Origin of the sequence: Oceanobacillus oncorhynchi, from assembly GCF_000821065.1 — a bacterium.
Classification (GTDB): domain Bacteria; phylum Bacillota; class Bacilli; order Bacillales; family Amphibacillaceae; genus Oceanobacillus; species Oceanobacillus oncorhynchi.
Genome location: NZ_CDGG01000001.1, coordinates 2322807 through 2335436, shown reverse-complemented (window position 1 = coordinate 2335436; position 12630 = coordinate 2322807). Strand labels below are relative to the sequence as shown.

Genomic DNA, 12630 nt, shown 5'->3' with positions numbered 1-12630 from the left:
TATTTTCTATGATTGTTTAAGAATTAACAGATAAAACGAATTCTATTCAAAAAAGGAGAATGATAATGAGCACAAATATTTATGGCAATACACCGCCGCTGTTAGGAGCGAGAAATCTGACAAACCAAAAGAATCCTGATACCGATGTACTAATCTATGGCGTACCTTGGGAAGGCGCCTGTACATGGGGAGATTATACGGGCTGTGAGCTTGGTCCAAAGCAAATTCGTTTATCCTCTGCCAGATACAGTACATATCTGCCGGAATTAGACCATATCAATGTAGAAGACCATCTAAGTTTAGGCGATGTCGGCGATGTCAGCATCGTTCCTCATGATGTACCGGAAACCATGAATCGAATTGAGGACTTTGCAGAAAATCTGTGGAAAAGCGGGAAGTTTCTAGTCGGACTTGGCGGAGACCACGGTATTACTTATCCGATTGTAAAAGGCCTGACCAACACAGGCAAAAAAGTAGGTATTATTCACCTTGATTCCCATTATGATAATATGCCGCATCATGAAGGAGATAAGTTCGCCAGAAGCACCCCTTTTATGCGCTTATATGAAACGGAAGGTGTACGTAACGAAAGCTTGATTCATACAGGAATCAAAGGCCCGCGTAATAAACCGGAAACAGGCAAGCATGCAAATGAAGCCGGCGCTGTAACGATAACCATCAATGACATCCGCGAGCAAAGTGATTTAAAGAAATATGCAAATGAAATCTATAAGATGGCTTCCAAGGACGTTGATGTTGTTTATTTGACGATTTGCAGTGATGTGCTTGATTTTGCTTTCAATCCGGGCGGACCAGTGGACGGAAATGGATTGACTTCCTATGAGCTTCTGACAATGATTTATGAATTTGCTAAACGCGGCCTTTGCGGGATGGATTTTGTAGAGGTCTATCCGCAGCAGGATTTCAATCAAAATTCAGCACATTTTGTATCGACAGCCGTGCTGTATGTATTGGCCGGTCATGTTCATGGCGGGCAAGCCAAGTAAGCAGGAAAAGGGAGCTTCCCCTTCCTGCTTATCATACAAAGGAGGCGTTTTACTTGGCGCAATCAAAATTAGTTGAGAAGCTCAAAATCATTGGACCGGGTGCTATCATTACGGCATCTTTTATCGGCCCCGGTACAGTAACGACTGCGACAAGAGCAGGGGCAGGATTTGGTTTTGCTTTATTATGGGCAGTTATTTTCTCCATTATAGCGACGATTTTTTTGCAGGAAATGGTAGCCAGAATTGGAATTGTAACAAAACAGGGCTTAGGAGAAAACATTCGTGAATTATTCCAGAATCAAATTCTAAAATTCGCATCCGTATGGATTGTCCTTATTGCGGTTTGTGTAGGCTGTGCCGCATACATAAGCGGAGATTTATTAGGAACCTCTCTAGGTGTTTCTTACTTAACCGGCATCTCTGAAAATTATGTTGCGCCAATTATCGGAATTATTATTTTAATGCTCAATTTACTTGGCGGTTATAAATTTATTGAAAAAGTCATGATTTTTTTAATCGTTATTATGAGTATCACCTTTATTACCACGATGTTTGTCGCCGGACCTGACGTTCTCCACGTTCTTGACGGAGCATTTATTCCATCGATTCCAGACGGATCTATTCTGATGATTATTGCTTTAATTGGTACTACCGTTGTTCCCTATAACTTCTTTATTCATGCTTCTACAGTGAGTGAGAAATGGAACAATGTAAAGGATTTAAAAGCAGTAAGAACAGATACCATCCTTTCCATTACAGTGGGCGGTATTATTACCGCAGCAATATTAATTACAGCTGGTGCATTAATCCAAGGTACAGAGGTGACAAGCGTGGTACAGCTTGCTTCCCCATTAGAGCCCCTGATGGGAGATTTAGCTCCAATATTTGTTAGTATCGGTCTCTTTGCAGCCGGTTTTTCATCTGCTATTGCTTCTCCTATGGGCGCTGCGGTGACTGTAAGCAGCTTTATGAGATGGGAAGGCGGATTTGCTAATAAGAAATATAAAACGGTCTTTAGTGTCGTCATTATTTTAGGAATTATCACTTCTGCAATTGGTTTTGAACCTCTAGAAGTATTGCTTGTCGCACAAGCATTAAATGGAATCATCCTGCCGCTTATTGCAGTTTTCATCATGGTAGTTGTGAACAGGAAAAATGCAATGGGGAAATACGTAAATCCATTATGGTTAAATATCATTGGCGGTCTGGTTACTGCGGTTGTTTTCTTTCTCGGTACGTACAGTTTAGTAGATGCTATCAGCAGCTTTTTATAAGAAAAAAAGGAAGTGCTCTCCCTTTGGAGAATCACTTCCTTTTTTATTCATGAGATTTTTTTCTTCTGTAAAGGTTCATCCTGTCTGGTATCAGGCAATCATTCGCCGACCCTGACGATCCTTCCCAGAAAAAATTCTCTCTGCTGCTTTCTAAAAATAAATTGCTTCATCTTTAGAAAGTTTTAAATTTGTTCCTCTATCTCAGCAGATTCTTTTAATTCATCTACTTTATTGGTATAAGCTTCCTGCTGTTTGTTCTGGATAACCATTTGTTCCACATCATCTCTAATTTCATCCAGGTCTTGCATTTCCTGGTCACCCATTTGTGCAGATAACTGATCATACATTTCCTGCACTTCTTCATCTGTTACTTCTGTATCTACTTCTTCTTCCATATATTGCTGTGTTGCTAAATCAAATCTGAGCTGCTGTGCAAATTGTTCTTCTGTTAAATTTAACTGCTCCAGTGATTGTTGAAAGCCTTCTTCTCCGCCGCTTTCTTTCGCCGCATCTACTTCTTCTTGCACTTCTTCATCGCTTACCTCGATACCGGCATCTTCTGCTTCTTGCATAATAAGCTCTTGTTCTACAAGATAATCAATCGTTTGATCCTGTACTGCTTCTAAATCTGAAACATCCTGACCGTATTGAGCAGACATTGATTTTACTAGAGAATAAGCTGCGTTATACGCTGCTCCATTCACTTCTTCTCCATTTACAACAACAACTGGTTCCTCTTTATCTAAAAATTCATCATCAGAGAATTCTACCGGATCCGGCTCTTGCGGTGCGGCTTGCTCTTCTCCCTGTTCTTGCTGCTCTTGTCCTTGTTCAGCGCCTTCTTGCTCGCCTTCGTTATCATCATTTCCGCATGCTGCTAGAAGCATGGTGATTATCATCAATATTGTTAGTGACAGTTTCTTCATTGAAACATCCCTCGCTTTTTTGATTTGTCATGTTCCATTCAATCATACATGCTTTCCCTGTTTCAAGTTTTCAAGCATTAATTTTTGTTACAGTTCTATAACAGTATGAGTCTGTCTGACTTTTTTTATTCTTTAAAATAAGCAAGAGCAGGATTTTACGCTGCTCTTGCTTAGGTTGACCCGGAAATATAATATGAAGCAGAACCGGTTTTTAATTATTTTTCTTTCCTTTTCTAACTTTTGAAATCAATGGAATGAATAAAGATAATGCCGCTACTGCTAAAATACTGAGAGCAATCGGGTCTTGAAAGAAAATAGACAAACTTCCATTCGATATCGTCATCGATTGACGGAAGGATTGCTCCAGCATTCCTCCCAGGATAAATGCCAATATAAATGGCGGCGCAGGAAATGAAAATAACCGCATTAAAAATCCGATGACGCCAAATAGCAGCAGCATGTATAAATCGAACGTATTGAAGCTGATTGCATAAACGCCAATCATACTAAACATAACAACCAATGAAATCAGCAGCGGTCGGGGCACCATTAATATCTTTGCTATGTAAGGAATTAACGGTAAATTCAGTATAAGCAAAAAGATATTGCCAATATACATACTGACGATGACCCCCCAAAATATATCAGGCTGATCGGTCATCAATAGTGGTCCAGGCTGTACGCCCAGTACTAAGAAAGCGCCTAATAATACAGCTGTTGTTCCAGATCCAGGAATCCCCAAGCTTAACAGCGGTACAAATGCGCCGCTGGTTGCAGCATTATTGGATGTTTCCGGAGCGGCTAATCCTTTGACAGAACCCTTTCCAAATTCTTCTGGATTTTTAGAGATTCTTTTTTCCGTAATATAGGAAATAAATGATGCAATCGTTGCTCCTGCACCAGGAAGCACTCCCAGGATAAACCCGATAATAGAATGCCTGGACATGGGCCCGGTCATATCCTTCCAATCCTGTTTGCTTAATTTCAAACTGCCGATTTTATGTGCATTTTGAATCGATTTATCTTTTCTATTTAATATCAACGTACACACTTCTGCCAAAGCAAATAACCCAAGCGCAATTACTAAGAAGTCAAGACCGTCTAATAAATTTGTATTTCCAAATGTAAACCGCTGCGTTCCAGATTGAGCATCTATTCCTACCGTGACGACCATAAAACCAGCTACAGCAGAAATTAATGCTTTTATTGTCGAGCCTTCAGATAAGCTCGAAATCGCAGTCAATCCCAACAGCATCAAAGCGAAATAAGCTGCCGGAGAGAAGGAAATAGCCACGCTTGCAAGCATCGGAGCCAGCAGCATAAGCAGCACAACACTCACCGTTCCGCCGACAAACGATGCTATCGCCGCTATCGCTAAAGCTTTCCCTGCTTCTCCGCGCTGCGCCATTGGATATCCGTCAAAGGAAGTAGCTACCGTTCCGGATACACCTGGAGCATTTAATAAAATAGATGATGTAGACCCTCCAAAAATGGCTCCGTAATAAACACCTGCCATCATAATCAATGCAACCGTCGGGTCCATTCCAAATGTAATTGGTATCATCACAGCTATTGCACTAATTGGACCTAAACCAGGCAGCATCCCGATAAACGTTCCAATAAATACCCCTATCATAACGAAAAAAATACTTTGCAAACTAAATGCTGTTTGTAACCCTGTTAACATTCCTTCCATAGCTCCCATAAAATTTCCCCTCCCTCTTTATAAAGGTAAGATTCCTGATGGTAAAGATATCTGTAATAGCGAAGTAAAAACAAAATAAATAAAAGCCGAAAATGCAATAGAGACAATACCATTAACGATATGGCTTCTATACCCTAAAAACAGCGAACAGAAAAAAATAAAAAGTGCTGATACCAAAATAAACCCGAGTATTTCTAAAAGGAAAATATATATAAATATGAGTGCGCCAACGCCGAGAAGCATCCCGATTTCTTTTTTAGGTATATTTCTTTTTTGTCGCTGCGCTTCTGTCTCATTATCCTTTGAAAAAAATAATAATATTGCTAAAAAGACTAACAGCCACCCCAAGACTTTTGGAATAACATCCGCATCTACCTCCGTATAAGCGTAGGACGGCAGCTGATACGAGAAAATCAAATAGACAATAGCAATAACGAGCAACACCAGACTTACCCGGCTGTTTATTGACTTTAACAATGCAATCACCTCAAATCCAATTAATTGGCGGCAAAGCCAATGAAACAGATGGATACCGAATCATTGGCTTTGCGCATCTTATTCGTTATTTAAACCTAAATCATCTAACAATACTTGCACCTGTTCTTTTTGTTCATCCAAGAATGCCTTGTATTCCTCATGCCCCATGTATTCTTCATCCCAGCCAAACTGGTCGCGAATCTCTGCGAATGCTTCTGAATCACTCAACTCCTTAAATTTATCCTCATAATAAGCAATCGAAGCTTCATCCATTCCTGGAGGTCCAAAGAAGCCTCTCCAGTTAACAAACGTTTCATCAATTCCTTGTTCTATTGCCGTTGGGAAATCCTCGATAACCTCTCCTTCTAATCTTTCAGGAGCAGTAATACCCAGTACTTTAATATTGTCTGCCTTTACTTGCTCTACCGTCTCAGCCATCCCTGTAGAATATACATCGACACTGCCATTCAGCAATTGCGTAAGTGATTCTCCATCTTGCGCAGAAACATATCTGATTTTTGTTATATCTACCCCTGCAGCTTTTGCAATCTGTACAAATTGGATATGATCCATACTTCCCGGAGCTGATTCACCAACAACGGTTACACTTTCCGGATCCTCTTTCATATCCTCGAACAGATCATTTAAATCATCCCATTCCGCATCTTCCCGAACTGCAAATGCGCCATAATCAGCAATTAGATTCGATAGCGGTGTAAAGTCTTCATGACCGTATTCCGATTGCCCATTCAATGGAATCAATATAATCGGCGGGGAGGCAACAAATAACTTATGCGGATCTCCTTCATAATTAGCGATATAGGACCATCCTACAGCTCCGCCGCCGCCAGTTTTATTCACAACACCGATATTCTCTTCAATCATTCCTTCTTCACCCAATACTTTAGCAACCATTCTCGCAGTCGTATCCCAGCCGCCCCCTGCTCCGGCCGGTGCCACAATTTCTATGCTTTCTTCCGGCTCCCAGCTTCCGCCTTCTCCTGAATCACCTGATTCGCCAGCATCTGCATCATCACTGTTTCCACAAGCAGCTAGTACGATAATAAAAAAGAATAAGGCAATAAGTAACAACTTTTTCATTCTTCTTTCTCCCCTTTTATGAATTTATTTTCTGTCTTAAAAACACTATAGAGGATGCATCACATTTATGTAAACGTTTTCAAAATTAATCACAATGATTTCTTTCTGTTTATTTTGTTCATTTCGTTCACGCTATCCATTTGTTTTAAAAAGAAAAAAATTGCAGAGGAAGCTGCCCTGCAATTTTTTTCATATAAACTGCCGTAAAACTTCAGCTTAAGTGAAGTTTTGTTTTATAACCGATAATATCTGCGCTCCGGTCTGCCAACAGCCCCATATGCCAAGTCTGCCTTTATTTCTCCCAAAGAAGTAAGATATTCCAGATAACGCCGGGCTGTTGTGCGGGAAACACCTATGTGCTCTCCCATTTTCTCTGCTGCTACTCCTTCTTTAGTTTGATCAATCTTTTTTTTAATTTTATTTAAGGTTAAAGGATCAATTCCTTTTGGTGTCCGCTGCGCTTCTATTTCTATACTTCCTTTTAACCCAAAATGATTATCTAAAAAATGCTGATTAACCGTCTCCTCATTACTAAAACGCTCATTAAATAACTGGTAGCGTTTAATGGACTCAATGAGCCTCTCCTGTTTAATCGGCTTAATCATATAATCAAAAACACCCTTACGAACTGTCCGCTGAATCATATTTTTTTCGGATGCAGCTGAAATAATAATGGCATCAATTTCTCCTTGGATTTTTCGTAATTCCTCTAAAATCTCCAAGCCTGAAATATCTGGAATATAGAGATCCAGAATTACCAGATCAATTGGATATTTTTCTGCAAATCCAATTGCTTCTTTTCCATTTAATGCTTTGCCAACCAATTTTACATTGTCGAGATGTTCGATGAATTCACTGTGAATCTCAGCGATACGATAATCATCTTCTACTATCAGCGTTTGTATCATACATTCATCACCCCGTCTTTTTCGCCTGTTGCTTGGGAATAAATATGGTGAAAATGGTTCCCTCAGCCAGATTACTTTTGACTTCAATTCTGCCGTTTAGATTTTCAATTGTTTCCTTAACCATAGCTAATCCATACCCGCGCGTTGTTTTATCCTTTGTGGAGAATCTGCGGTGAAAAATACGATGGATATCTTTTTTACCAATTCCAACTCCATTATCAGCTACTTCAAAAATATAGTCATGACCGATATCCGTTGAGAAAAACTGGACCGTTCCGTTTTCTGTCTCTCTCACAGCATCCAGAGCGTTATCAATCACATTGCCTAAAATAGTAATCAAATTTGTCGGTTCAATATAATCTGCCATTTCGGACAGGGAACTATAATCATCAATCAGGAAATTAATTTTTAACTCGGAGGCTTTCCCTATCTTTCCTAATAAAATAGCCTGTATCGTTTTATCGCTGATTTGGTCGTATACGATTTTATTTTGCGTTTCTACCGTCTGTGTCTCTTTTTGAATCAATTCAATTGCTTCTTCAAAATTTCCAAGCTGGAGCATCCCTGAAAGTACATAAAGCCGGTTCGTATATTCATGCGTCTGTGCTCTGAGTTCTTCGGAATAACTTCTTACTTCTCCTAAGGTATCAATGATTTCTTTCAATTCTGTTTTATCACGAAAACTTAATACAGCCCCCCTTACTTGGTTCTGATTATAAATGGGAACCATATTAAATATGATATGCCGATCATTTACTTCCACTTGCTTATTACGGCATACTTGTCCGTTTTTAATCAGTGAGGATAATGGAAGCTCGGGCAGAACTTTTGAAATTGGCTGATTAAAAAATGCCTTTTGCTTGCCGCTGAGCAATTTCTCAGCAGATTGGTTCATTAATTGAATGACTCCATCTTCATTAACTGCAATCATTCCCTCGTGAATCGCTGAAAGAATAGCATTCCTCTCACGATACAAAGAAGTTATTTTATGAGGTTCAAATCCCATTAATTGACCGCGAATATTTCGAGTCAGCAGCAGTCCGCCGATTGTTCCCACAAATAGTACAATGACAGAAGGCAGAATTAATTTTTTAATATTTGATAAAATCGTTGCATTAATATCTTTTATCATATATCCGACAGAAACAACACCAACAATGTCACCTTCATAATTCCAGACAGGTGTCTTTCCCCTTAAAGATGGTCCCAGACTTCCTTCTGCGCGCGAAACATAGGATTCACCATCTATAAGCGCCGCATCATTATCGCCTCCTACCATGTTTTTGCCCAGCTTATCCTGATCCGGATGAGAATAACGAATCCCTTCCGTATTTCCGATAACAATAAATTCAGCCCCTGTTAATTTCCTCATTTCTTCAGCGATCGGCTGTATCGTTTCCTCAGGTGATGCTTGTGAAAAACCTTCACGAATGGAAGGTATATTTGCTACCATTTGCGCTGTTTGTAAAGCTTGTTCACCAATTTCCTCCTCCGTCATTTCTACTTCCATATAGCTGTAAAAAGCCGTTAGTAATATGGTTACAAATAAGATTAGTCCAATAATAAGTACAAGAATCTTGGTGAGTAGATTTACTTGGTTTAACCGGTTTATGATTATAATCACCTCCTATGGTAAGCGTTTACTATATTATTTATTATACTACCTTTATTTGTACTATCTACATTTTCTAAAAATTAAAATAAGAAAAGAAAGCATTTTTTACCAAAAAGTTCTATTTATAGAATGTCCCCATAGACAGACCGCACAAAAAATCCTCAAACCTGATGAATGCAATCACATACTGCTTTTAACAAGTTTGAGGATATAAAATATGAATAAACTTAAATTTATTTATCATAACGTCTTTCTCTTTAAGATAATAATTAAAAATGTTAGCCCGCCAGCAATTTCAATAATAATGGAAACGACGCCCTGCGCATTAAATACATGGTTCATAATAAAATATGCACCAGTTAATACCAAGAAACCAATAGCAAGAGCCATAGGAAAAATATATCTGTGGTCATACGTCTGTGCTAACTGATAACTCAACGTTGCAACCAAAAAACCAAAGAAAGTAAGCGGTCCAACTAAAGCCGTTGAGATGGACATTAAAATAGAAACTAGTACAAGAACATAAATGATACTAAATTTATGATTCAATCCTAATGAACTAGAAATCTCTTTTCCGAGCGATAATACATTCAATCGCTTAGAATACGCAAGAAGAAGAACTGCTACGATGATGACAATCGGAATCGCAATCGGAAAATATGCTGCATCCGCATTATTAACAGATCCAAACAGCTTTGCCTGTAAAATATCAAACTCGGAAGGCGCAAGCAGTTTTCTCATAAACGTTGATAAAGACCTTAGTCCTGTTCCAATAATGATACCGACCAAAAGCATAAGTTGTAAATTTCCATACTTTCCGGAAAGTAACCACCCATACAGTATCAAACACATCGCGACCATAATAGCTACTTGAAATAAAAACGATCCAGTACCCATATAACCTATAAATGCCGTGGTACCAAAGAAAAACATGGTACTCGTATGTATTGTGGAGTAAAGTGCTTCAAATCCTAAAAGCGAAGGAGTGATCACCCGATTATTCGTAATCGATTGGAATGCAACGGTCGCCAGACTCTGACAAACTGCAGCAATAATCATGGAAACAATAGCTACCATTCTTCTTTTAGCAACTGGGATAAAGGAAGGGGAGTCTACTGGAACCGGGTTATTATAAACTAAAAGTCCATACGAAGAAAGAATACCTAATCCAATAAGCGTTATCAACAGTATCCAATAACGTCTTTCCTCCTTTTTAGAACGAAAAGCTTTAGATGGTTTATCATTTTTAAGAAGGCTAGAATTCATTTTGACATTTTTTTCATTAGTATATTCCAATTCGTTATCCCAGCCTCCTTCTTCTTAATAAAATAACAATAAATACAACTGCGCCCACCGTTCCAAGTATCAAGGATACAGGTACTTCAAATGGCATGATAACGGTGCGGGATATAATATCAGCGGCGGTTAGAGCCGCCATTCCGGACACACATACCCATGGCAGGTTACTTCTTAAATCATCGCCTCTAAACATGGAAACAATATTTGGTACAATCAAACCTAAAAATGGTAAGTTTCCAATAACAGCGGCAACAATTCCAACTGCAACAGCAATAAGAGCCGTACCAACAAGAACAATTGTATTATAACTTACTCCAAGGCTTTTTGTAACATCCTCCCCTAATCCAGCTAGTGTCAGTCTATTAGCATAGATAAAAATAAGAAAAGTAACTACAACAATCAGCCATAAATATTCATATCTTCCAACCTGAATCGATGCAAAAGAACCTACAAACCAGGTTTCAACACTTTGTGACATTTGAAAAACGAGCCCGACAAACGTGGAAACTGCTGAAATAACTGCGCCAAGCATAATCCCAATAATCGGAACAATTAAAGACGAACGAAGTTTAACTCTTCTCAAAAACAAAAAGAAAACCATCGTTCCTATAAAGGAAAAAATGATTGCTCCAGTCATTCTTTCAACTAAAGATGGTGCGGGAATTAATAAATAAACGAAAACCAACCCCAAGCCTGCCCATTCAATCGTTCCTGTTGTGGTAGGTTCAACTAAACGATTCTGTGTAATAAGCTGCATGACGAGTCCAGACATTGCCATTGCAGCCCCAGTAAGCATGAGTGCAGCTGTCCTTGGGATACGGGTAATGAAAAACATATCCATTCCATCTTCGCGTCCCCGTATGTCATAAACACCGACAGACATGGAAATAACGCCTAAAATAATAACAATGAGGATTGCTAATATAAAAGGCTTTGTCCATATTTTTTGATGATTAGAATGCAGGGGCTGAGAATTCCCAGCCCCAAACATTTTTTGTTTTGTATTTTTAAGCACTATAGTTATACCCCTCTAAATTACTCTGCTAAAGTTTCTGCAAGATCTTCAAATAATTTAGTAAATGTTTGTATAGATTCATTTGTATACGTGTCTGCCGGTGCATAAACGATTTGTCCTTCAGAAACAGCTTTTGTGTTTTGAAGAGCAGGTGCATTATCGATTACATCTTGAGCAGGACTTGCTTCTTCTTCAGATGATACAGCAGCATCACGGTCCATGACGAAAAGCCAATCAGGATCGGTTTCTGCAATAGCCTCAACAGAAACATCATCACCTTGGTGATCTGCAGAAGCTTGATCAATTTCTAACGCCGGTGTCCAATCGAAAATATCATATAATGGGCCCCAAACCCGGCCGGAATGAGGAGCTGCAAAATTAATATCTCCTCCAGATACTATAACACTCATGATTGTATCTGTCCCGTTATAAGCTGATTTAGCATCTTCAATGGATTGTTCAAAATCAGCTATTAATTGTTCAGCTTCTTCGTTTTTATCAAAAATTTGTCCAAGAGAGATTGTAATATCTTTAAATCCGTTCTCTAAATTTTCTCCGGGGGTGTCAGCTTCCTCAGAAACATCAAAATTAAGATCAATAACTGCTGCATCTGGCACTAATTCTTTTATATCTTCATAAAATCCTCCAAACCTTTGGCCCACAATAACAAGATCAGGATCTGCAGCTGCGATAAGTTCAAGGTTTGGTTCACGATGGTTTCCTATATTTTCAATTGATTCATCACTTGCATAAGGTATATCCTCAGGTATTAAATCTCTTGGAGCAGCAGCTAATTCAACTCCCCAATCAGATAATGTTTCAAACGTTCTATTATCTAAAGCTACCACGTTCTCTGGATTTACTGGAACTTCAACGGTTCCGTGAGCATCCGTAATTTCAACCGTTGCATCTTCAGAAGAACCCTCCGTTTCAGCAGACTCATTTCCTTGGTCATCGGCTTCTTCGTTTTCACTGCCTGAATCGGAGCAAGCAGCCAACACCAAAGCAAAAATTGCGAATATTGCTATAATAAACGTTGACTTAAAAAAGTTTGATTTTCTCATTTCTCCTACCTCTTCCCCTATGTATATTTTTTTGATGAGCAGACTATTGGATTGATTAAATCAATACCCGCATTATATTTTGCGCTTGATTTAAAAAAATAATTCCTGTTTTACTATAGTGCATTGATATAACCTAACACATTGATAATGATAATCAATCTCAATTAGCTTGTTTAAAGTATATCAAATAAAAAAACATTGTCAACTGTATTTTTTAATCTTATCTCTTGTACGATTAT

The 12630-nt window shown here is 38.8% G+C and carries 11 protein-coding genes; 2 read left to right on the top strand and 9 right to left on the bottom strand.

Translation table 11 applies throughout. The annotated features are described in order from the left end of the window. The first annotated feature begins 65 nt into the window (after window positions 1-65). Window positions 66-1007, top strand: coding sequence for an agmatinase family protein (locus BN997_RS11075; protein WP_042532262.1), 942 nt, complete (start codon window positions 66-68; stop codon window positions 1005-1007). A 53-nt stretch (window positions 1008-1060) separates the two neighbouring features. Next, window positions 1061-2281 carry an Nramp family divalent metal transporter gene (locus tag BN997_RS11070; RefSeq protein ID WP_042532261.1) on the top strand — a complete coding sequence of 407 codons (1221 nt, stop codon included), beginning with the start codon at window positions 1061-1063 and terminating at the stop codon, window positions 2279-2281. A gap of 182 nt (window positions 2282-2463) precedes the next feature. Here BN997_RS11070 and BN997_RS11065 read toward each other — a convergent pair whose 3' ends face one another. The 9 genes from BN997_RS11065 to BN997_RS11025 all read right to left on the bottom strand — a co-directional run bounded on the left by BN997_RS11065 (window position 2464) and on the right by BN997_RS11025 (window position 12391). After that, on the bottom strand, window positions 2464-3207 hold the full coding sequence (locus BN997_RS11065) for a SurA N-terminal domain-containing protein (RefSeq protein ID WP_042532259.1): 744 nt from the start codon (window positions 3205-3207) through the stop codon (window positions 2464-2466). Window positions 3208-3418: 211 nt separating this feature from the next. Then, window positions 3419-4912, bottom strand: coding sequence for a tripartite tricarboxylate transporter permease (locus tag BN997_RS11060; RefSeq protein ID WP_042532257.1), 1494 nt, complete (start codon window positions 4910-4912; stop codon window positions 3419-3421). 18 nt (window positions 4913-4930) lie between these two features. After that, window positions 4931-5398, bottom strand: coding sequence for a tripartite tricarboxylate transporter TctB family protein (locus BN997_RS11055; protein ID WP_338112889.1), 468 nt, complete (start codon window positions 5396-5398; stop codon window positions 4931-4933). A 69-nt stretch (window positions 5399-5467) separates the two neighbouring features. After that, a complete protein-coding gene (locus BN997_RS11050; protein ID WP_042532252.1) occupies window positions 5468-6490 on the bottom strand; it encodes a tripartite tricarboxylate transporter substrate binding protein in 1023 nt (340 codons plus the stop codon). A gap of 233 nt (window positions 6491-6723) precedes the next feature. Beyond that, window positions 6724-7398: a response regulator gene (locus BN997_RS11045; protein ID WP_042532250.1), complete on the bottom strand. Its 675-nt coding sequence runs from the start codon at window positions 7396-7398 to the stop codon at window positions 6724-6726. Window positions 7399-7405: 7 nt separating this feature from the next. Beyond that, window positions 7406-8896, bottom strand: coding sequence for an ATP-binding protein (locus tag BN997_RS11040; protein ID WP_244882370.1), 1491 nt, complete (start codon window positions 8894-8896; stop codon window positions 7406-7408). A 357-nt stretch (window positions 8897-9253) separates the two neighbouring features. Continuing rightward, complete coding sequence (locus tag BN997_RS11035) at window positions 9254-10279, bottom strand: iron chelate uptake ABC transporter family permease subunit (protein ID WP_042536012.1); 1026 nt, start codon at window positions 10277-10279, stop codon at window positions 9254-9256. A gap of 34 nt (window positions 10280-10313) precedes the next feature. Next, the gene (locus BN997_RS11030) at window positions 10314-11303 is read right to left on the bottom strand and encodes an ABC transporter permease (protein ID WP_042536011.1); all 990 of its coding nucleotides are present in this window, start codon (window positions 11301-11303) and stop codon (window positions 10314-10316) included. A gap of 44 nt (window positions 11304-11347) precedes the next feature. Then, window positions 11348-12391, bottom strand: coding sequence for a siderophore ABC transporter substrate-binding protein (locus tag BN997_RS11025; protein WP_042532248.1), 1044 nt, complete (start codon window positions 12389-12391; stop codon window positions 11348-11350). Window positions 12392-12630: the final 239 nt, after the last annotated feature.